22 protein-coding genes are annotated in these 20166 nt (G+C 38.5%); 6 read left to right on the top strand and 16 right to left on the bottom strand.

Features of this window, described 5'->3' with window-relative positions; all coding sequences use genetic code 11:
- Positions 1-227: 227 nt before the first annotated feature.
- The gene (locus V7D82_RS04915; protein WP_333599859.1) at positions 228-1460 is read right to left on the bottom strand and encodes an ABC transporter permease; all 1233 of its coding nucleotides are present in this window, start codon (positions 1458-1460) and stop codon (positions 228-230) included.
- Positions 1461-1464: 4 nt separating this feature from the next.
- Between V7D82_RS04915 and V7D82_RS04910 the strand changes: the two genes are divergently transcribed.
- Entirely contained in the window at positions 1465-2751 is a 1287-nt protein-coding gene (locus V7D82_RS04910; RefSeq protein ID WP_333599858.1) for an exo-beta-N-acetylmuramidase NamZ family protein, read from the top strand.
- Here V7D82_RS04910 and V7D82_RS04905 read toward each other — a convergent pair.
- Positions 2748-3245 carry a YkgJ family cysteine cluster protein gene (locus V7D82_RS04905; protein WP_333599857.1) on the bottom strand — a complete coding sequence of 166 codons (498 nt, stop codon included), beginning with the start codon at positions 3243-3245 and terminating at the stop codon, positions 2748-2750. The two genes, V7D82_RS04910 and V7D82_RS04905, sit on opposite strands and share 4 nt — an antisense overlap.
- A gap of 54 nt (positions 3246-3299) precedes the next feature.
- Between V7D82_RS04905 and V7D82_RS04900 the strand changes: the two genes are divergently transcribed.
- Positions 3300-4001 carry a class I SAM-dependent methyltransferase gene (locus tag V7D82_RS04900; RefSeq protein WP_333599856.1) on the top strand — a complete coding sequence of 234 codons (702 nt, stop codon included), beginning with the start codon at positions 3300-3302 and terminating at the stop codon, positions 3999-4001.
- Positions 4002-4004: 3 nt separating this feature from the next.
- On the top strand, positions 4005-4550 hold the full coding sequence (locus V7D82_RS04895) for a YfiT family bacillithiol transferase (RefSeq protein WP_333599855.1): 546 nt from the start codon (positions 4005-4007) through the stop codon (positions 4548-4550).
- Here V7D82_RS04895 and V7D82_RS04890 read toward each other — a convergent pair.
- From V7D82_RS04890 to V7D82_RS04840, 11 genes are all read right to left on the bottom strand, one after another.
- Positions 4547-5704 (bottom strand): aminotransferase class V-fold PLP-dependent enzyme, encoded by a 1158-nt coding sequence (locus V7D82_RS04890; RefSeq protein WP_333599854.1) that lies wholly within the window; start codon positions 5702-5704, stop codon positions 4547-4549. The genes V7D82_RS04895 and V7D82_RS04890 overlap by 4 nt on opposite strands.
- Before the next feature lie 60 nt (positions 5705-5764).
- Positions 5765-6172 (bottom strand): energy transducer TonB, encoded by a 408-nt coding sequence (locus V7D82_RS04885; protein WP_333599853.1) that lies wholly within the window; start codon positions 6170-6172, stop codon positions 5765-5767.
- 4 nt (positions 6173-6176) lie between these two features.
- Positions 6177-6584 (bottom strand): DUF2059 domain-containing protein, encoded by a 408-nt coding sequence (locus V7D82_RS04880; RefSeq protein WP_333599852.1) that lies wholly within the window; start codon positions 6582-6584, stop codon positions 6177-6179.
- A 35-nt stretch (positions 6585-6619) separates the two neighbouring features.
- Positions 6620-7003, bottom strand: a complete 384-nt coding sequence (locus V7D82_RS04875; protein WP_333599851.1) for an energy transducer TonB — start codon at positions 7001-7003, stop codon at positions 6620-6622.
- 10 nt (positions 7004-7013) lie between these two features.
- Positions 7014-7646, bottom strand: coding sequence for a 7-carboxy-7-deazaguanine synthase QueE (locus V7D82_RS04870; RefSeq protein ID WP_333599850.1), 633 nt, complete (start codon positions 7644-7646; stop codon positions 7014-7016).
- 125 nt (positions 7647-7771) lie between these two features.
- Positions 7772-9433 carry a tetratricopeptide repeat protein gene (locus tag V7D82_RS04865; RefSeq protein WP_333599849.1) on the bottom strand — a complete coding sequence of 554 codons (1662 nt, stop codon included), beginning with the start codon at positions 9431-9433 and terminating at the stop codon, positions 7772-7774.
- Between the two features lie 27 nt (positions 9434-9460).
- On the bottom strand, positions 9461-10366 hold the full coding sequence (locus V7D82_RS04860; protein ID WP_333599848.1) for a PstS family phosphate ABC transporter substrate-binding protein: 906 nt from the start codon (positions 10364-10366) through the stop codon (positions 9461-9463).
- 232 nt (positions 10367-10598) lie between these two features.
- Positions 10599-11384, bottom strand: coding sequence for an energy transducer TonB (locus tag V7D82_RS04855; RefSeq protein ID WP_333599847.1), 786 nt, complete (start codon positions 11382-11384; stop codon positions 10599-10601).
- Positions 11385-11405: 21 nt separating this feature from the next.
- Positions 11406-12005 (bottom strand): ExbD/TolR family protein, encoded by a 600-nt coding sequence (locus V7D82_RS04850; RefSeq protein ID WP_333599846.1) that lies wholly within the window; start codon positions 12003-12005, stop codon positions 11406-11408.
- Between the two features lie 17 nt (positions 12006-12022).
- The gene (locus tag V7D82_RS04845) at positions 12023-12631 is read right to left on the bottom strand and encodes an ExbD/TolR family protein (protein ID WP_333599845.1); all 609 of its coding nucleotides are present in this window, start codon (positions 12629-12631) and stop codon (positions 12023-12025) included.
- A 36-nt stretch (positions 12632-12667) separates the two neighbouring features.
- Positions 12668-13489, bottom strand: coding sequence for a MotA/TolQ/ExbB proton channel family protein (locus V7D82_RS04840; RefSeq protein WP_333599844.1), 822 nt, complete (start codon positions 13487-13489; stop codon positions 12668-12670).
- A gap of 387 nt (positions 13490-13876) precedes the next feature.
- Between V7D82_RS04840 and V7D82_RS04835 the strand changes: the two genes are divergently transcribed.
- From V7D82_RS04835 to V7D82_RS04825, 3 genes are read left to right on the top strand one after another with little or no spacing between them, the layout of a single operon-like run.
- Positions 13877-14245 (top strand): DMT family protein, encoded by a 369-nt coding sequence (locus V7D82_RS04835; protein WP_333599843.1) that lies wholly within the window; start codon positions 13877-13879, stop codon positions 14243-14245.
- Positions 14246-14258: 13 nt separating this feature from the next.
- Complete coding sequence (locus tag V7D82_RS04830; protein ID WP_333599842.1) at positions 14259-14702, top strand: YybH family protein; 444 nt, start codon at positions 14259-14261, stop codon at positions 14700-14702.
- Positions 14703-14714: 12 nt separating this feature from the next.
- Positions 14715-15077, top strand: a complete 363-nt coding sequence (locus tag V7D82_RS04825; RefSeq protein ID WP_333599841.1) for a cupin domain-containing protein — start codon at positions 14715-14717, stop codon at positions 15075-15077.
- Between the two features lie 27 nt (positions 15078-15104).
- Here V7D82_RS04825 and V7D82_RS04820 read toward each other — a convergent pair whose 3' ends face one another.
- From V7D82_RS04820 to V7D82_RS04810, 3 genes are all read right to left on the bottom strand, one after another.
- Positions 15105-16445 (bottom strand): FAD-dependent oxidoreductase, encoded by a 1341-nt coding sequence (locus V7D82_RS04820; protein ID WP_333599840.1) that lies wholly within the window; start codon positions 16443-16445, stop codon positions 15105-15107.
- A gap of 86 nt (positions 16446-16531) precedes the next feature.
- Positions 16532-18916: a penicillin acylase family protein gene (locus V7D82_RS04815; protein ID WP_333599839.1), complete on the bottom strand. Its 2385-nt coding sequence runs from the start codon at positions 18914-18916 to the stop codon at positions 16532-16534.
- 126 nt (positions 18917-19042) lie between these two features.
- On the bottom strand, positions 19043-20128 hold the full coding sequence (locus tag V7D82_RS04810; protein WP_333599838.1) for an agmatinase family protein: 1086 nt from the start codon (positions 20126-20128) through the stop codon (positions 19043-19045).
- Positions 20129-20166 lie beyond the last annotated feature (38 nt).

Raw genomic sequence — 20166 nt, 5'->3', positions numbered from 1 at the left:
ACTATTTCTTTCCCAATCCAAATAATTTTTACCCTTTTTTTATTCTTTTTTTAATACCCTGATATCATGAAATTTACAAATGTAGTTCGTCCATACTTTATCAAAATCTTCGCAAATACTCAAAACAGACTACCCTCCTAGCCCCGATTGTAGCAGTTACCATGTAACGCGAAAAGCGGGAAAAAGGATTACTGATAAGCACCAAGCCATTCGCTCCTTCTTATTTATTATTCGAAACGGATGGATTTGGACGGGGTGATTTTGGTAATAATATAGGACGGGATGAGTAAAACCAGTAAGCAGATGGCTACGGTTCCTATATTTAATAGCAGTATGTAGAACAAATTGATATCGACTGGTGCTTCGTTGACGTAGTAACTTTCGGGATTGAGCTTGATGATGCCAAAGTATTTTTGAAGCAGTAGCAAACCGATTCCGATGGCGTTGCCCCAGAGCAATCCTCTTCCTATTAAGTAGGCGGCGTTGTAGAGGAATATTTTTCTAATTGACCAGTTGTTGGCTCCGATGGATTTCAGAATACCTATCATTTGGGTTCTTTCGAGAATCAAAACCAGTAGCGCAACTACCATATTAATGGTAGACACGGCTATCATGACAATAAGAATGACGATAATGTTGAAATCAAACAATTTAAGCCATTCGAAGATGTAGTAGAATTTTTCTTCTATGGTTTGGGTATCAAGAGTGGAAGCCGTTTCCTGGTAGACTTCTTTTCCTTTTTGTTGGATTTGGGTAAAATCGTCTATGAAGACTTCAAAGGAACCGATTTGATCGGGATGCCATTTGTTGATGCGTTGCACGTGACGAATATCTCCTATTATATAACTCGCGTCGAACTCCTGAAAGCCCGAATTGTATATTCCAACAATTTTAAAATTGCGCAGATTGTAGCCTTCGCTGTTTTCTTTCATGAAATAGGTCACAAATTTATCGCCAAGCTTCAATCCTAATCGGTTGCACAAGTATTGTGAGATTACCACTTCCTCGTTCAGATTGGACTTTACATTGGGCAATCTTCCCTGAATTAAATATTCTTTCAGATTGTCGGTTTGGTAATCTTTGCCGACGCCTTTGAAGATAATTCCTTCGAATGCCGATTCGGTTCGGATGATACCGGCTTTGCTGGCTACGGCTTGGACGTGAGTGATCCCTTCAACATTTTTAAACTTGGGATAAAAACTCTGATGGATGGAAACCGGGTCAGTACTGACATCGGAATTGTTGTCGTTGTAGCCCGAGATAATGATATGCCCGTTGAAAGCGGAAACTTTTTGGCGTATTTTTTGTTGGAGACCAATACCGGTAGCGATAGAGACAATCATCATAATCATGCCGAGGGCAATAGCGGTGATGGCAATTTTTATAATTGGCGCAGATATACTACTTTTATGGTCTTTAGCAGTAATGAGGCGTTTCGCTATAAAGTATTCTAATTTCAATGGTATGATTTCAAATTCGGTGTTCAAAAATACAGTTTTATTCTCTGTTTTGCTAATGGTTGCTTGTAGTAGTCAAAAGGGACAAGAGATAAGGGATAAGGCGGAAGCTGAAAAGCAGAATGCAGCTATTAAAACGCAGAATGCAAGAATAATAACCGGTGCTGAAAATACTGATGCTTATCTGCCTTTATTAAAAGATAAAAAAGTTGGCATTGTGACGAATCAGACAGGTGTTCTTTCTTATGTAGACCAAGGAACAATAAATGATAAAGACGGGAAACCTAACGGTGGGTGGCGAAACGTATATGAAGCGCGTTCTATAGTTGACTTCCTGTCATCTAGAACCAACCTTCAAAAAATATTTGCTCCCGAACACGGCTTCCGCGGAACAGCTGATGCCGGTGAACATGTGGTGGATGGCAAAGATGCTAAAACCGGTTTGCAGATTGTTTCCTTATATGGCGACAATAAAAAACCAAAAGCCGAACAACTGGCAGGCATTGATGTTATGGTTTTTGATTTGCAGGATGTGGGCGCGCGATTCTACACTTATATCTCTTCGTTACATTATATTATGGAAGCTTGTGCAGAAAACAATATTCCGTTGCTGGTGCTGGACCGACCAAATCCAAATGGCAGTATCGTGGATGGACCCGTTTTGGAGAAAGAATATTCGAGTTTTGTTGGCATGCACCCCATTCCGTTGCTACACGGCATGACCATTGGCGAGTACGCCCAAATGATTAACGGTGAAAAATGGTTGAAAGATGGCATCCAATGCCCATTAACAGTGATTCCGTGTTTGAATTACAAAAGAGAAATGCCATACAGTTTGCCTGTAAAACCTTCACCTAACTTACCAAACGACCAAGCCATCAATTTATATGCGAGTTTGTGTTTGTTTGAAGGAACGAATGTAAGTGTGGGGCGTGGCACTGAAAAACAATTTCAGATTTATGGTTCACCCTATTTACCAAAAAGCGATTTTAGTTTTACGCCAATACCAAATTTGGGTGCCAAAGAACCGCCTTATAAAAACCAATTGTGCTATGGCGAAGATTTGACTCAAACACCAAAAGTGCATCAATTGGAATTGAAATGGCTGCTCAAAGCGTATAATACCACTGCTGACAAATCGAAGTTCTTTACGGCTTTTTTTACCAAACTGGCCGGAACCAAAAAGCTACAACAACAAATTGAAGCCGGAGTTTCGGAAAACGACATCAGAAAATCCTGGGAGAAAGGACTGGATGAGTTTAAAGCAATGCGGAAGAAGTATCTAATCTACTAAAGCGGCAAACGCTTCTTCATTTCTTCTACAATATTGTACGCGGCCGGGCAAATGGCTACATTCTGCAAGGTCAAATCAGAAATCTGCTGAAACTTTTTTCTATCCGTGTGTGGAAATTCGCGACAAGCTTTTGGTCGAACATCATAAATCATGCAGTAATTTTCATGATCCAAAAACGTACACGGCACACTTTGCAACACATAATCTTTATCTTCATCAATGCGCAAATACTGGTCGATGAATTGTTGCGGTTTTTGTTTCAAATGCTTCGAAATGCGTTCGATATCAGCCAAAGTAAACAACGGCCCGGTAGTTTTGCAGCAGTTGGCACACGTCAGACAGTCGGTGCGCTTGAACTCGGCATCGTGTAAATCCTGCATCACATAATCCAAATTCTTGGGCGTTTTCTTTTTGAGCTTATCAAAATACTTTTTGTTTTCGATATGCTTATCTTTGGCTAACTTTTGAATTTCGTTTAAAGACGGTTTGAGCATTTTTGTTTTATTTCTGATGCAAAAGTACCAACTTTAAACTTCTAAATCACACATATGAAAGACCTTTTTGGAAAAGCCATACTCGATTTTCAAACTAATAATTCGCCGGAAGATTTGATTACCGAAACCAACATCTCGGAAGCCGACGACATGAGCGTGGACTATCTTTTCAGAAATTACCAGGATATGCCAAAGCTCGAAAAGAAAGCCTTGCAACTGGCCAAAGGCAAAATCCTTGATGTAGGTTGCGGCGCGGGAAGCCACAGTTTGTATTTACAGGAAAAAGGATTTGAAGTGACTGCGATAGACATTTCAGCCAATGCAGTCAAAGCCTGTCAGCTTCGTGGTTTGTCAAAGGCTAAAGTTCAGAATGTTTTAGAGGTAGAAAATGAAAAATTTGATACTATTTTATTGCTAATGAACGGCACCGGCATCTTTGGAACGCTGGCCGAAACCTCCAACTATTTACTAAAACTAAAATCGCTTTTGAATCCGAATGGTCAAATTCTGATTGACAGTTCCGACATTATTTATATGTTTGATGACGATGAAGATGGTGGCAAGTGGATTCCGGGTGACGGATATTATGGCGAATTGACGTTTACCGTTTCCTATAAAGGCGAAACCGAAGAACCTTTTCCTTGGCTGTATCTCGATTATAACACGCTGCAAAATGCCGCTCATGCCAATGGTTTGGAATGCGAATTAGTAACCGAAGGCAAACATTTTGATTATTTGGCCAAACTAACTCTGTAAACAATGGAAAATTCAGCACTCGACCACTTACGTTATCCGATTGGAAAATTTGAAGCTCCCGAAAGTTACACCGCCGAACTTTTGGCGAAAGCCATAAACACCATCGCCACATTTCCTGAAAAACTGAAATCGGAAGTAGCATCTTTATCGCAAACCCAATTGGAAACTCCGTACCGAAAAGACGGTTGGACGATTCGCCAGGTCGTGCATCATTGCGCCGATAGCCACATGAACTGTTTTATAAGATTAAAATGGACCTTGACCGAAAACAATCCGACAATAAAATTTTACTACGAAAATCTTTGGGGAGAAGGCCTAGACAACAAAACCATGCCGATTGAACCCACGCTTCAATTCCTGGAAGGATTGCATTTCCGCTTGGCTTTCGTTATGAAAAATTTATCTGAATCCGATTTGAAAAAAACCTACGTGCACCCTGAGCACAACAAGGAATTCTCACTCCAAGAAATGATTTGCCTTTACGAATGGCATTGCAACCATCATTTGGCGCACATTACCGAATTGAAAAAAAGAGAAAACTGGAGTTAGACTTGTATTAGATCCGTTGTCTTAATGATGTCTTCCAAAGCCTTGTACAAAACATCCAAATCTTCCTGCGTATTATAGCCATTAATGGAATATCGAATGTAATAATCCCCATTCAAAGGCATTACCGGTACTTGGATTTTATAGGTTTCGAACAACACATTTTTAAGTGCTGTGGGATTGCTGGTATTGATTGGAATGCTGGCCATTTGCCCCAAAAACTCAGAAGTTATGGGCGAAATTGGTTGGGTGTTTAACAAATCACAAAAGCGCTGGCAATTGTCTAACACGATTTGTTTGCAGTTTTTTGACACGGCTTTCCAGTTGTTTTTTTCTAAAAACTCAATCACTTTGGGCGTACACAAAAACACTGAAACATCGCGGGTTCCCTGCAATTCATGATAATCCAGAAACTGACTTTCCCCAGGCGCCACACTTTCATACCCCCAGCTTACCACCAAAGGTTCCAACTCATTTTGCAGTGTTGGTTTCACATATAAAAAGGAACTGCCTTTGGGTGCCAGCATCCATTTGTGTAGCGTAGCCGTGTAATAATCCGGAGCCAGTTCTTCAATATTTAAATCGATGTGGCCCGGAACGTGAGCCCCATCCACTATAGTAATCAACCCAAGTTCTTTGGCTCTTTCGCAAATTTCTTTCACCGGAAAAATCAAGGCGGTGGCGCTCGAAATCTGATTTAGAAAAACCACTTTGGTATTGGCATTATAGCCTTTCCAAAATTCTTCTAGGATTTGTTCTTTGGAAGTTACAGGCAAGGTGATGTTTTGGCGAATGTATTTCGCTCCTGATTTTTTGCAGTAAAAATTCCAAGTTCTGTCCATCGCACCATACTCGTGATTGGTGGCCAAGATTTCATCGCCTTCCTTAAGCTGGATGCTACGCATGATCGTATTGATGGCAAAGGTCGGATTGGAAGTGAAAAATAAATCCTGAGCCTGGCATCCTACAAATTTTGCCAAACTCTCTCTTGCTGTTTTCAAATAAGCAGGTTGTTTTCTTTGAATAAAATCAACCGGATCGGATTCTAATTCGAGTTGAAAGCGTTGGAATTCTTCAAAAATGGGTTTGGGACAAGCTCCGAAAGAACCGTGATTTAGGAACGTGATGGCAGGATTTAATAAAAATGGTGAGGACATGATGGATGATTTTTGGTCAAAAGTAAAAAATCCCAAATCAAAACGATTTGGGATTTAAGATTATTTTGTTTGTATGGATATGGGCAGTGAAAATAGCACTCTTACTTTTTGGCCATTCTGTTCGGCCGGTAACCATTTTGGGCAGTCTTTCAAAACCCTAATCGCTTCTTCGCCGGTACCGTAACCAATATCTCTTAAGACTTTAACATCGGTAACGCTTCCGTCTTTTTCAATAACAAACGTTACGAATACTTTACCTTTCAATCCGGCAACGTTGGGAGTATTGTAACTTTTCCCTATATACTTGTAAAATGCCGAAAGTCCTCCCGGAAATTCTGGTTTTACCTCTACTCCCGAGGTATTGTATATATTAGTATCCTCCGGACTGTTTGTCGTGGCTGGAGTTACATTCTGAGCAAAAGCAAACTGACAACCGCAAAAAGCAGCAACAAGCATAAGCTTCTTCATAAGTTTATTGTTGTACGTATTTCATCATCATGGTTTGCAAACCCTGACCCCATTCTTGACCGGCCGCTTGTGATTTTTCGGCAACAGCTCCAGCATTGGCAGTGATTTTTTTACCAACAGGACTTTCATAGAAAGCTAACATGGCTTTGATGTCTTCTTTGGTATAGGTATCCATATAAATTTTAGCCATTTTGTCGTACAATGAAGGCAATGTTGCATCAAACTCTAAGATAAATGCGGCTTGCTTTTCTTTGGGAACCATTTGTAGAATTTGGTCTTTGGCCAATTTCATCTGCGAAGCAGAGCCACTAAGTTCAATTACTTTTAATACATCTTTTTTTAAAGCATCCTCTTGAGCAAAACCAACATGTGAAACGAAAGCAAATGTGGCTGCGATTAAAAATTTTTTCATTTTTTAAATTTTAAGTTTATAGTTGTTAATAATATTTAGTTTCTTTTTTTGAAGACCATTGGGTATTTTATTTCTATGCTAATGGCTTTCCCGTTGCGTTTGGCAGGCTCCCATTTGGGGCATTTTTTCAAAACTCTTATGAATTCTGTGGCCGATTCGACATCAAAAAACTCAATGATTTTAATATTCTTGACACTTCCGTCAACATCAACAGTGAAAGCGCCAACCATTTTGCCGGGTTTGGTTACTTTGGTATAATCAAATTCTTTATGGATAAAATCTGTGAACTCGTCAATTCCGCCACCATTGAACTTGGCTTCGATTCGGTCACCTTTTAAATAAACTTCATCTTCCCCTTGAATTTGTGACAAGGCAGCCATTGGCAACAACATAAATAACAAAAGTGGCATTAGCTTCATATAATGATAGTTAAGGAATGTTCAAATATTTATGTGTTTGTAACGATACTCTCCACTTGGGGTTGTTCATCACATAATCTACGATTAACGGCGTCATTTCTTCTTTTTTACTCCATTCCGGTTGCAGAAAGAGTATGGCATTATTATTTACTTTGGCGGCTTGTTCTTCGGCAAAAATAAAATCGTGTTTGTTGTAAACAATGACTTTTAACTCATTGGCGATAGCATAAGCCTCTGCCACCGGGAGTTTATTTTTCTTTGGCGAAAGGCAAAACCAATCCCAAGTACCCGTAACCGGATAAGCACCCGAAGTTTCAATATGAACTTTAAGATTTTTGTCTTTTAACTTTCGCGTAAGCAATGTCATGTCCCAAGTTAAGGGTTCGCCACCCGTCACTACAACCGTATCAGCATAATTGGCCGCATTGGCAACAATCAAATCGGTAGCAGTTGGCGGATGCAATTCGGCATTCCAACTTTCTTTCACATCACACCAATGACACCCTACATCGCAACCGCCAATTCGAATAAAATAAGCTGCAGTTCCGGTGTGAAAGCCTTCGCCCTGAATGGTGTAAAACTCTTCCATCAGGGGAAGCATTTCTCCTTTTTCAACGGAAGATTGTGTTTCTTTTGATAACATTTTTTTGAATATAGTTGGCAAAGATACTCAATTTGAAAATGAGTTAATTTGAAAATTTGAAAATGCTGCAAAATAAAAGACCGCCCTGATGCTTCAGAACGGTCTTACTTAGTAATTTCTATAGTTTATTTCAACACTTTCAAGGAATCTAACGCGTAGGCATTTGTTGGATCAAGCGCTAAGGTTTTATTGAACAACTCTTTGGCTTTGGCTTTATCTGTATTAGCAAAACTGGCTGCCATGTTGTTGTAAGCTTCGATGAACTTAGCTTTATTCTTAGTGATTTCAGGTTCTCCTTTTGCTGTAACCGTATCAATATATTGTTGGTAATACGTAGTCATCATCGCATCATTTTCCAACAATCTGTTGGTTCTGGCTCTGAACAAATAAGCATCTTGTGTTGTTGGCGAAGCTGTTATTACATTTCCAAAAGCCACATCTGCTTTTTGCAAAGCGATAGGATCCGCTTTTACTACATCTTTTCTGGTATTGTCATAGTACAATGCATTTCCGAAGTAGAAATTATCAATCAAGAAGTTTTTAGAATTTGGATTAGTAACCGCCAATTCAAAAACGGCTGCCGCAGCAGTAAAGGCTTTTTGATCGTATAATTTTTTTCCTAATTCATTCAACTCATTTACCGCTAATGGCTCCATGTCGATTGCTTTTTTGATGTCTGCAATAGCTGTGGCCAACAATGTTGGATCTACAGTTTTACCATCGGCACTGGTTCCTTTTTTGATTTCAGCCTGGCCTAAATACAAGTAATCACGCGGAATAATTTTGTTTGCCGGATTGGACGTATATTTTTGCAAAGCGTCTAAAGCGGCATCTGCATTTCCATTTTCATAAGCTGAATACCCTAAATATCTTAGAATTCTTGGATTTACGCCATCTAATTGTTTCATTTTGGTAGCTTCAATTTCCAAGGCTTTGTAATCTTTAGCTAAGATCAAGAAGTCGGCATGACGCATACGTGATGTGATGGAATAATCCGTCAAGCTCATGTATTTTTCATAAAAACCTAAAGCTTTTTGAATATTTTCGGTATAGGTTTTTGGCTCATTATTTCCCCATAAGTAATAAGTTTCAGCCAATTCTCTGTACACCGGCCCATAATTTGGATTGATCCCAATAACTTCGTTATACGCTTTTACAGCTTCTGTGTAGGCTTTGGCACCTTTCAACAAAACCCCTAACTGCATTTTGGCTCTGATTAAAGAACTGTCCGTTTGGTAAGCATTTCTGTAGGCGACATAAGCTTCATTTTGTTTTTTATCGCCATAATAAGCATCCCCTAAGGCCAATTGCACTTGAGCATCGGTAGGATTTGCAGTGGCTGCTTTTGTCAAAACAGCGATGGCACTTTTATAATCAGGCTTGTCAGCATTCATATAGGCCTGAGCGATATACACATACTCTTCTGTATCTTTCTTTTTCAAGTCTTTGGTAACCAAATCAAATTTGGCTTGAGCCGCTGCTTTGTTATCTTTATCTAAATCTAACTGTGCTAATCCGATATTATTGAATCGGGCACCATCCGTAGCGGTTAATCCTTTTTGGAAATAAATAGACGCTGAGTCGGCAATGTTTTGTTTTAGGTAAATGTTCCCTAAAAGGAAGGCAGCTTTACCATTGGTAGGCTTAGCCTGTATTACTGATTTCAACAACGATTTGGCTTTTTCAAATTGTTCAGCATCAATAGCTTTCTTCGCTGGCTCTAAATCTTGTGCTTTCGCAATGGTGGTAGCTACTAACGCTAAGCTGAAAATTTTAAACTTGTTCATCTTGCAATTTTTAATTTTTATCTTTTTTTATTTGTTTCTAATCAGAATTTTTCTGCTTGGCAGTCGCTCAGGCATTAAACCTGATTTTAAAATAATACGCTGTCCTCTATCTCCTGCAAGGAAGGAAGTAAACCCCATTCCTAACCCGGCATATCCCTGACAATTGATAATATACAAATGACGTGCCAAAGGATAGTTTCCGGAAGCAAGATTATCCTGCGTAGGTGAAAAGTAAGCCGTGGCATTTGTATCTTTCACACTTAACACATTGACTTTATCTACCATTTCCTGTAGCTCTAATGCCGGTTGGTATATCCAATTCATTCCGACAACGCCAATCATTCCGTTGTTTTGAGCCACATATTTTATTACCTCTTCATTGGTTTTGAAAGAGAAAACATTTTTTTGATTCGAAATAGTTACTCCCGCTTTTTCGGCAATATATCTTGCTGTGCTGGAATTAAGATTGTCGAACACTAATCCTTTAATACTGGAAACTTGTTTGCCTTGCATAAAATCAATTACATCCTGCAAAGCGATAAGCGTGTCATTGGATGCTTTATTTTTTATAAGAGCAACGGCATCCATAGCAAAAGGTGTTGTTTTCGGTACTATTTTTTTGGATTCAAAAACTTTTAATTCTTTAGCGGAAAGCTGTCGTGTTAAAACAGCGATTTTGGCTGTATCGTTTAGCAAAGAATTCAATACTTCATTTTCTGATTTGGGAACCAAATGCAACTTAGCACTGTATTCGGTTTCAAAAACAGCTTGTTCGTCTTCTACTATCGGCAAGATAGATTCATCGACATAAATAGTTGCTTTTCCCTCAATGATAGTGTCCTGTTTGCCTTCTGTTTTCTTTTGACAGGAAAAAACAAACAATAGGGTTATTAAAAGAAAGCCGACAATTGATTTTGTTATTTTATTCATCATCTAATTTATTCAAACGCTTTACTTGAGGTATAAAACGTAAAAAAGCAAATAATATTATAAGACATCCAACAATTAGTTGGAGATTATTTGGCAAATTCAATTGCAATTTTTTCCAGAACAACAAAAGGCATCCCAAAAAACAAAAAGCAATAAAATTGAGTAAGCTAATAACGAGAAGAAATCGCTCTTTTAGCGATTTCTTCTGAAAATTTTCTATGATTTTTGAACCCATTTATTCGGCTGATTGAATAGAAATTGGTAGGGAGTATAATACTCTCACTTTTTTTCCATTTTGTTCACCGGGATTCCATTTTGGACAAGACTTCAAAACTCTGATAGCTTCTTTTCCTGTTCCGTAACCGATGTCTCTGATTACTTTGATATCTGTTAACGAACCGTCTTTTTCTACAACGAATGTTACAAATACTTTTCCTTTCAATCCTTCTTCTTCAGGAACCTGGAAATTTTTACCAATGAATTTGTAGAATTTATCTAACCCACCAGGGAAATCAGGTTTAACCTCGATACCGGCTGTGTTGTAGATTTGATTGTCTTCTTCTACTACACTCGGACCGTTACCAACTGGCTCAACACTTAATTCCGCATCCGGATCACCTTTGATAGTTTCAGCACCGATTTTTTTATCTTTTATTTCTTCCACTTTTGGTGGCTCTTCGGTTACTTCCTCTGCTTTAGCCACAACTGGCTTTACAAATTTTACCTGATCCACTTTTGGTGGCGGTGGCGGTGGTGGTGGAAGATCTTCTTTTGGTTTTTCTTTTGGCGGTAATTTTACCGTTGTAATTTTTTGATCTAAAACAGCTTCGTCTGAATTATCCGGAAGCAAATTCATCAATACGGGAATACTAACCAAAAAAACAAAAATAACACCTCCAATAATTAGAGATCTAACGGTAGTCTTACCGTTTGTTTTTCTTAGTTCGTAAGCACCATATAATTTATTTCGTCCTTCAAAAACAATTTCCAGCCATTGATTTTTTAATAAATCTAATTTCATGTCTTTTCTTTTTTAATTAGATTAAGGATTAGGAGTTTTTTCCGTCGCAGGAGTTGCAGCTGTAGATGTTCCTCCAATCAATTTGCTTTCTTCTGGTGTAAACTCATTTACAATGGCGTAAGTAGGAACACCAACAATGGCCATTTCATCAAGTATATCCACTAAATTGCGATACTTAGACTTCTTGCTTGGTTTGATAATTACAATCATTCCTTTGTCTTTGGTTCCGGTATATTGAAGTACTGCCGCTTTTCTGCTCAACAATTCTTTTCGGATTCCGTCTTTACCATACTCAAAGTCTTTTGGCGCACCTCCTGAAACCGGAGTTGCCAACAAGCCCACATAACGAACCAATTTATTGTTCTCTCCTAATAATATTGTCATCGTACGATTCTCATCTACTTTAACATCTTTATTTTTATCCTTGTCCGGATCTTTATCTGGCAAACCCAAATTCATCGATTGGGGTTTAGACAACGTTGTGGTAAGCATAAAGAAAGTGATTAAAAGGAAAGCTAAATCCACCATAGCCGTTAAGTCTACTTTAGAGTTTTGCTTTTTACTCCTTACTTTTTTACTGCCTTTTTTACCACCGCCGTCGCCGGTATTTAATTCAGCCATTTAGTATATTTTTTAAATTATTTTTCTTTTCCTCTCAAACCAGTAACCAAACTAAAGCTATTGATTTTTTGATCTTGCAAAATATCCATCACTCTTTTGATAATAGGGTACTCTTCTTTAGCATCACCTTTTATGGCAAGTTCCAATTCTTTATCATGCAACTCAATGTTCGCAATTCGGGCATTCTGAACCCAATCTGCCAATTGGTTATCCAAAGAATCTTTAGGGATTCCGGGCTGCTGAACATTCTTTCTGTCTGAAGGTCGCATGTCAAGAATCTGCTTAAGATTCTGAACCGGCACTCCAAAACTTTCCATTATTGCAAACTTATTTTGATCATCTTCCGAAAACTGAACGCCATATTTTTTACCCATTAATTCAAGGGTTCTCACACGGACATCTTTTCCTTTGACATCAAAAAATACTTTTCCATGACCTACAGTCAAAGTAGCCAAATCTTTTTCAGGTAACTTAGTCTGTACTGTGGATGCTGGTGTATCAACCGGCATTGCCTCAGGAACTTTAGCAGTAGCAGTCAAAATAAAGAACGTAAGCAAAAGGAATGCAACATCACACATCGCCGTCATATCGGTAGATGTTGACTTTTTTTTCATTTTTATTGCCATTGTTTTATATAGTATTATTGATAGTGACTATCAAAATTATTGTTTTAAGCTACCTCTAAAATGTCTGTAAGTATTAACGATAGTAGTACCTGCTTCATCAATAGCATAAGTAAGACTGTCGATTTTTGAAGTAAAGAAGTTATAACAAATAATAGCTAAAGCAGAAGTTGAGATACCTGTAGCTGTATTAATCAACGCCTCAGAAATACCGTTTGCAAGCTCAGCAGAATCTGCTCCACCACCACCAGCTAATCCGGCAAATGCTTTAATCATACCTGTTACCGTTCCTAACAATCCTGCAAGAGTTCCTAAAGAAACTAAAGTAGACAAAATCGTCATGTGTTGTTCTAACATTGGCATTTCAAGAGCTGTAGCTTCTTCGATTTCTTTGTGGATGGTTTCAGAAGCTTCTTCACTGTTGAATCCTTCTTTTTTAACATCTTGGTATTTTACTAAAGCGGAACGGATAGCGTTGGCTACAGAACCTTGTTGTTTGTCACAAGCAGAAATGGCTTCTTCGATATGCCCTCCTTTGATGCTAGCCTGAACATTTTTCATAAAGGCATCTAAATTTCCTTTACCGGTAGCTTTAGAAATCACAAAATATCTTTCAAATGAGAAAACAACCACCATTAACAATAACCCCATCAAAACCGGCACAATTGGCCCTCCTTTGTAAACCATTGCCAAATAATTTCCTTTTAGTGGTGTTCCTGTGTTTACTCCACCTTCAAAATTTGACCCTGCACCCATAATGAAATTCCACACAAGAATTCCAATTAAAATACATACTACAATCACAATTCCAGAGAACATTACTCCTAAGTTTGAACCACTTTCTTTTTTAACGTTTGCCATTTTTTTAAATTTTAATTTTTAAATAATTTATAAGTTTTAGTTGTTAAATAAACTTGATTGGTAGCAAATTTAATTTTTTACTTCAAATAAAAAAACTTTTTTTAGATTTAATACTACCTGCCTTAATTTCAATCAAAATAAGCGATTCAGACATTTCAATCAATCATTAAATATTAAATAAAAATACTTTCCTTTTTAAGTGTTTTAATGAGTAATTATAAGTATAACGTGAAAAGTGTTGAAAATGTATTTATCCCATCAACCTTTTTTTCAAAAAGTTAAATTTACCGCTTTTTTTACTGGGTTCGAAAATAATTAACATTTCCTTATTTTTGAAAAGACAATAGCTTTACCTACTTTTACAACTCCACTATTTTTAATACCCGAATGAAAAGTTATTTCACAATAGGATTGCTAGTGCTTTCGAATATTTTTATGACATTGGCCTGGTATGGCCATCTAAAATTCAAAGAACTGAAATGGTTTGAAAATGCCGGACTCATTACCATTGTTTTAATCAGCTGGGGATTAGCTTTTTTCGAATATTGTTTTCAGGTTCCTGCCAACAAAATAGGCTATGAAGGCAATGGAGGGCCTTTTTCTTTATTGCAACTCAAAGTCATTCAGGAAGTAATTACCTTAGTCATTTTTGTGCTTTTCTCCCTGTTGTTTTTCAAAAATGAAACCTTACGTTGGAACCATATCATTGGCTTTGCCCTTTTGGTATTGGCCGTTTATTTTATGTTTAAAAAATAAAACCATTTCTATTATGAAAAAAGCAATCTTATTGTTACTGACCTGTTTGGTTTTCAGTTGTTCCCAAAAAAACACTCCTATTGACAGTACTGCTCTGAAAGCCGAAGTCGCAAAAGCCGAAGACGATTTCAAAAATTTGGCGCAAGCCAAAGGAATTCAGGAAGCTTTCTACACTTTTGCCGACAGCAATGCCATTATCAAACGCGACAATGATTCGCTCATTAAAGGAAAAGAAGCAATCAAAACCTTTTTCAGCAATCCGAAATTTAAAAAAGCAGCCGTGACCTGGAAACCTGATTTTATTGATGTTTCCAATGACGGAACCTTAGCGTATACCTATGGGAAATACGTTTGGACGGTGACCGATTCTTTGGGAAACAAAAAAGACTTTAAAGGTGTTTTTCACACCGTTTGGAAAAAGCAAAAAGACGGTCATTGGAAATTTGTGTGGGATTAAATTTTTAGAATTATGAAAAAATACTTTATACAAAAAGCACCCTTCATCGTGCCAACAACAGATGGTAAACTCATAGAAGAACACCACGGTCAGGCTACGACGGACAACTCCGAAATTTCGATAGCCCACATGGTCGCGCCACCACATTGGAAAGAACCTTTTCAAACCCCTGAGTTTGACGAGTACACCTATATCATTTCAGGAAAAAAACAATTTATTATCGAAGGCGAAGTTGTGATTTTAGAAGCCGGTCAATCCATCAAAATAGAGAAAAATACCCGTGTGCAATACTCAAACCCGTTTGACGAACCGTGTGAATACATTGCCATTTGCAAACCCGCTTTTGATTTTACCAAAGTACACCGCGAAGAATAAAAAAAGTCCCGAATGATCGGGACTTTTTTATTGTAATAGGGTTATGATTTTGTTTTCGACTTCCTCACTATTCCATTTTTCTTCGATGTTGGGCATTTTCATGACTTCTTCCATAATGCTATTTTGAAAATCTCCCAAAGCCAAGGCTTCCGAATACGGATGCAGACTAAAAGTCACCCGGCTGTACAGTGGCAGCCATTTATCAGGATGTTTATCCGAGAACCATTTCTCGATTTTCTTTTGCAGTAAAAATTTTTCATCAGCCGTTTTGGTGCTCATCTCAATGAAATTACGCAACGAAAGTTCTGCAATCGCATCGGCATTCGGTTTACGCGATTTTTGATATTCTGAGAAAATGGTTTTCCAATCATCACCATATTTCGTCATCATTTCACTCAAAATGGTAATGTCTTCAAAACCGGCATTCATCCCTTGCCCATAAAAAGGAACTATGGCATGTGACGCATCACCAATCAAAGCCACTTTGTCTTCAAAGGTCCACGGATAACATTTCATCATCACCAAATAACTTGTCGGATTTTTGAAAAAATCTTCCACCAAATCCGGAATTACAGCGGCTGTATCGGGAAAATATTCTGCAAAGAAATTAATCAAACTTTCTTTGTCTTTTAATTGTTCGAATGAATTTTCACCTTCAAAAGGCATAAACAACGTACAAGTAAACGAACCATCCAAATTAGGCAGAGCCATTAGCATAAAGTTGCCTCGTGGCCAAATGTGTAATGAGTTTTTATCTATTTTATGCGTGCCATCAGGATTGGCGGGAATGTGTAATTCTTTGTAGCCAATTTTCATAAACTCCTGCGAGTAATCAAACATGCTCTGACGCTGCATGCGGTGACGGATTCTGGAAAAAGCACCGTCGGCACCAAAGACTTTATCGTATTTCAACTCCGTCCACTCGCCCCTTTCAGAATCTCCGATATGCAAAGTGGCATCGGCTAAAGTAACATCCCAAATTTTGTGATTAAAAAAGAACTCTACGCCTTCCGCTTCCGCCAAATCAATCATTCTGCGGTTTAAAACACCTCTAGACAAAGAGAAAATAGCTTCTCCGTCTTTGCCATAATATTGATAATTGAGTTTTTCGTCTTTTAAATGAATGGCCCGTTTATCAACCGGAATGCCAATTTTTCGAATTTCGTCATCCAACCCTACATCCTCCATGGCTTTCCACCCTCGGGTTGACATTACTAAGTTGATAGAGCGCCCCGAAAACTGAACCGTTCTGATATCCGGACTTCGGTCATACACATGCACGGTATGGCCTTGTTTTTTGAGATAGATTGCTAATAAAGTTCCGACTAAGCCCGAACCTACCACAGCAATTTTTTGAGGAGTTTGCATTTAATTTTAGTAAACGGTTTTGCAAATTTAATGGTTTGCCCCGAATAGACGAATGGAATCAGGATAATTATTTGTTATAACGCTATTTACTTAGGTTTAAAAACCAACTTGGTAGCTGTTGCGATGATTTCCTTTTTGTTGAGTTTCATTTTTCGGAATTTGCCTTTGACAAACATATCCGCCTGATCGTTGTAATGGGAACTCATTGGGTTGCCCGATTGTCCTGTTGGCAAAACACTCCAGCTGTTTTCAATATCCGAAAAATCAATAATGCGTCTGGTGGAAGGACCTCCTTTCACAGTAATTTCGGCATCATCGGTATAAATAAATAACTGGTTATTGATGACTTCATTGGTACCGGCAATTGGAAAACTACCCACATTGAAAAACTTACTAAACAATTTCACTTTGCCAATCGGATGTTGGAAGGTTACCTGATGCACTTTTCCCCATTGCCATTGCGAAATATCGGTTCCCATTTGTTTTTCTAACGAGGCTGTGGCTTCTTTGAAGGATTGCGTCAAAATCTCAGCTTGTGTTTCTTTTTTAGTTTTGGTTCCAATATTGTCCCACCAAACCGAAGCCGCATTTCTACTCTGATTTTCTATCACTTGTTTGATGATATGGGTGCTTAACAATAATTTGAAATTATCCTTGCCAAACTCATCTTCAAAGGTGTCTTTCAAATAAAAATACAGCCATTTGTTAAACAGTGTCGGCGCCACCTCATCAACCGCGTGCGTACCTTGCCATGCCTTTAACGTTTTTAAAGCTTGTTTTTCATTGGCCGAAAAATTGGCAGCATTAATTGGCGCTGTCATATTGACTACTATTTCCCTAGCAGTTGCTGAAGTATTATCGACTATCATTTTACTAACTTCTTCTTTGGTCCAATTGCTTTTTGGAGCCAACAAACCGTCTATCCGAAGCGCTCTGTCTTTGGGCAAATAATAACCGGGATACAAATACCCGTCAATGGCTTCGGGCTGATTGTTCGAAGTATAAACATAATTCCATGGCGGATTGACCGCAGATGGATTTTTGGCAAAAGGCAGAAACTCTTTCTTGTCATCAATACCATTAGCCCCGTTGAGAATGAAATTGGTATTGACACTTTTATCCACCTTGTACAACTTCCCCGAAGTAATCCAGGCAATATTGCCTTTAGCATCACCATACATAATATTGAGCCCGGGCGCTTTGATGAGTTCTATGTTTTTATGAAAATCTTCCAGGTTTTTAGCATGGGACAATTCATAAACAGCATTCAGAATTTGATTTTTTTGTTGGGTGTAAATCCACGACATGGCAACCGATTTTTTGGTGGCTAATCCGTCTAACAATCCTGTGATGATTGGCCCGTGATGGCTGGTTTTCACATTTAGTTTGACATCGGCACTGTCTTTTACTTTGATGGTTTTTTGCTTATAGGTATAATTTTTATAACCGTCTGGAGTGTTGTATTGGTGTTCATTATTCGGATTGTCTTCTTCCTGAAAGAAATCCACATCATCGTTTTCGAACATCGTTAAACCATAAGCATAATCGCGATTGTGCCCGAGTAACGGAAACGGCGTTCCGGCAATGTAATAGCCATACATTTCATAATCAGGACAGGAAATGTGGGCTTCGTACCAAGTCCCCGGTTGTGAATACATAATGTGTGGATCATTGGCCAAAATAACTTTGCCATTTTTGGTTTTAGCGCCACCAATAACCCAACTGTTGCTGCCAATAAAAGCAGGAACCGGAGACTGCTCCAACAACACTGTTAAGGTTTTGCTGATTTCGCTGTAAGCTTTATAATTGCCTTTATAAGACTTAAGTTGTTGGCTACTAAATTCGCCATGAATGCCAAAATCCTGGAGATATTCCATACCAAATCTGTCACGAATATCGGTTAGCAAAGGATCTGTTTTTTGTGCCATAGCAAAGCTGAACGACATAAAACCAAAAATATTATAGACATCTTTCAGCGTGAATTTTTCGGGTTTAATTCCCAGCAAACGGAATTCTATTGGGGAAACGCCTTCTTCCAGGTATTGGTTAATTCCATCGAGATAGGCATTGGCCAAAAGATACGTTTGTGAATTTTTATCCATTTGGGCTACCGCTTTGGCGGAGTTTTCATCAATGCCAATTCCGGCAAAAAATTTATCAGTCTTCAACACCGGATTGCCAAACATTTCGGAAAGTCTTCCGGGAGCAATGCGTCGCATGAGTTCCATTTGCCACAATCGGTCCTGCGCATGAACATATCCCAGAGCGGTCATAGCATCTTTTTGGTTGGCGGCATAAATGTGAGGCACACCGTATTCGTCAAAATAGACCGTTGTTTCTTTGGAAATATTTTTTAACGATTGCTCTCCTTCGTATTTAGGTTTGGTGTATTGCAGATAACAAAAACCCAAGAGGAGTATAACAATTATAAGGGTTAAGACGATTAGGAAGATTTTCTTTAAGGCTTTCATAACGCTGTTGTTTACACAAATATAAGTAATTACTGAGCATCATTATGGAAGATTATTGTAAAAAGAAAACCCTTTCAGCAATGCACTAAAAGGGTTGTTTGGTTCTATACTATAAAGAATACTCTGTTATTTTCTTGGGAAATTTATTTTCTGCCCCACATTCAAGCCGTTGTTTTTGGCCAAAACACCACACATGTGAAATAGCATTCGGGCGCCCACATTACCATCCCAATCGGTATCGCCAGGTGCCACTTCTACTAAATCAAATCCTATAATTTCTTTACCGCTTTCGGCAAGTTTATTAAACAAATAAGTAGCTTGTTCAAACGAAAATCCACCAGGCACCGGTGTTCCAGTATTAGGCGCATACCATTGGTACATCCCGTCAATATCAAAACTGATGCAAACCTTTTGTGGCAAGGTGGCTATGATGGCATCACATTGTTCGGCCCAGGTTTTCCCTTCAAAAGTTTCTGCTTTCAAATCAGCATCGGTATTTACCAGTACTCTTCCTTTGGCTTGTTTTACAACTTCTACTTCCTGCTCACAAAAATCGCGAATCCCGACTTGTACAATTTTTGAAATTTGTGGAATCTTTAATGCATTGTACATAATTGACGCGTGGGAATACGTAAACCCTTCGTAAGCAATACGCAAATCCATGTGCGCATCCAAATGCAGAATTCCGAAATTCTCATGCAATGTTGCCAAAGCTTCGTAATAGCCCAATGGCGTAGAATGATCCCCGCCAATAAGCGCTACTTTTTTGCCTTTGTTCATCCAGTACAAGACTTTTTCTTTGACTTCCGTATGCAGCTCACGGCACACTTTATTAATCTTATCTAAATCTGCCTGCAACGCCGGATAGGTTTCTATGGCCTCGCCGCTTTCGAGCATTTCGATGATAGGTTGTGCCAAAGCTTTGTACTTTTCTGAGTTGGTTGCCCAATGTTTTGGCGCTTCATCAAGGTACATTCCCAATTTCCATAACTCCGGGAAATCCTGATGATTTAAATCTACCTGAAACGAAGCATCCAATATAGCTTCCGGTCCTTCTGAAGCCCCGGCGCCATAACTTACGGTAACTTCCCAAGGTACTGGAATAATAATAATTTCTGATTGTTCTGCCGAGAATGGCAATCCAAAAACGGTAGCATCGGCCAAGCCTGGCTGACTTGGATCAAAGGTGTCTATAATTTGTTGTTTGGTCATTTTATGAAATTCTAAGGTGCAAAGGTACTGAGTTACTA

Source organism: Flavobacterium sp. (assembly GCF_036741995.1).
Taxonomy (GTDB): Bacteria; Bacteroidota; Bacteroidia; order Flavobacteriales; family Flavobacteriaceae; genus Flavobacterium.
This window is presented reverse-complemented; position numbering and strand designations above follow the sequence as displayed.

Excerpts from the sequence above, each read along its gene's own strand:
- V7D82_RS04910 (WP_333599858.1), top strand. The coding sequence starts at position 1,465 with ATGATTTCAAATTCGGTGTTCAAAAATACAGTTTTATTCTCTGTTTTG.
- V7D82_RS04905 (WP_333599857.1), bottom strand. The coding sequence starts at position 3,245 with ATGCTCAAACCGTCTTTAAACGAAATTCAAAAGTTAGCCAAAGATAAG.
- V7D82_RS04900 (WP_333599856.1), top strand. The coding sequence starts at position 3,300 with ATGAAAGACCTTTTTGGAAAAGCCATACTCGATTTTCAAACTAATAAT.
- V7D82_RS04895 (WP_333599855.1), top strand. The coding sequence starts at position 4,005 with ATGGAAAATTCAGCACTCGACCACTTACGTTATCCGATTGGAAAATTT.
- V7D82_RS04890 (WP_333599854.1), bottom strand. The coding sequence starts at position 5,704 with ATGTCCTCACCATTTTTATTAAATCCTGCCATCACGTTCCTAAATCAC.
- V7D82_RS04885 (WP_333599853.1), bottom strand. The coding sequence starts at position 6,172 with ATGAAGAAGCTTATGCTTGTTGCTGCTTTTTGCGGTTGTCAGTTTGCT.
- V7D82_RS04880 (WP_333599852.1), bottom strand. The coding sequence starts at position 6,584 with ATGAAAAAATTTTTAATCGCAGCCACATTTGCTTTCGTTTCACATGTT.
- V7D82_RS04875 (WP_333599851.1), bottom strand. The coding sequence starts at position 7,003 with ATGAAGCTAATGCCACTTTTGTTATTTATGTTGTTGCCAATGGCTGCC.
- V7D82_RS04870 (WP_333599850.1), bottom strand. The coding sequence starts at position 7,646 with ATGTTATCAAAAGAAACACAATCTTCCGTTGAAAAAGGAGAAATGCTT.
- V7D82_RS04865 (WP_333599849.1), bottom strand. The coding sequence starts at position 9,433 with ATGAACAAGTTTAAAATTTTCAGCTTAGCGTTAGTAGCTACCACCATT.
- V7D82_RS04860 (WP_333599848.1), bottom strand. The coding sequence starts at position 10,366 with ATGATGAATAAAATAACAAAATCAATTGTCGGCTTTCTTTTAATAACC.
- V7D82_RS04855 (WP_333599847.1), bottom strand. The coding sequence starts at position 11,384 with ATGAAATTAGATTTATTAAAAAATCAATGGCTGGAAATTGTTTTTGAA.
- V7D82_RS04850 (WP_333599846.1), bottom strand. The coding sequence starts at position 12,005 with ATGGCTGAATTAAATACCGGCGACGGCGGTGGTAAAAAAGGCAGTAAA.
- V7D82_RS04845 (WP_333599845.1), bottom strand. The coding sequence starts at position 12,631 with ATGGCAATAAAAATGAAAAAAAAGTCAACATCTACCGATATGACGGCG.
- V7D82_RS04840 (WP_333599844.1), bottom strand. The coding sequence starts at position 13,489 with ATGGCAAACGTTAAAAAAGAAAGTGGTTCAAACTTAGGAGTAATGTTC.
- V7D82_RS04835 (WP_333599843.1), top strand. The coding sequence starts at position 13,877 with ATGAAAAGTTATTTCACAATAGGATTGCTAGTGCTTTCGAATATTTTT.
- V7D82_RS04830 (WP_333599842.1), top strand. The coding sequence starts at position 14,259 with ATGAAAAAAGCAATCTTATTGTTACTGACCTGTTTGGTTTTCAGTTGT.
- V7D82_RS04825 (WP_333599841.1), top strand. The coding sequence starts at position 14,715 with ATGAAAAAATACTTTATACAAAAAGCACCCTTCATCGTGCCAACAACA.
- V7D82_RS04820 (WP_333599840.1), bottom strand. The coding sequence starts at position 16,445 with ATGCAAACTCCTCAAAAAATTGCTGTGGTAGGTTCGGGCTTAGTCGGA.
- V7D82_RS04815 (WP_333599839.1), bottom strand. The coding sequence starts at position 18,916 with ATGAAAGCCTTAAAGAAAATCTTCCTAATCGTCTTAACCCTTATAATT.
- V7D82_RS04810 (WP_333599838.1), bottom strand. The coding sequence starts at position 20,128 with ATGACCAAACAACAAATTATAGACACCTTTGATCCAAGTCAGCCAGGC.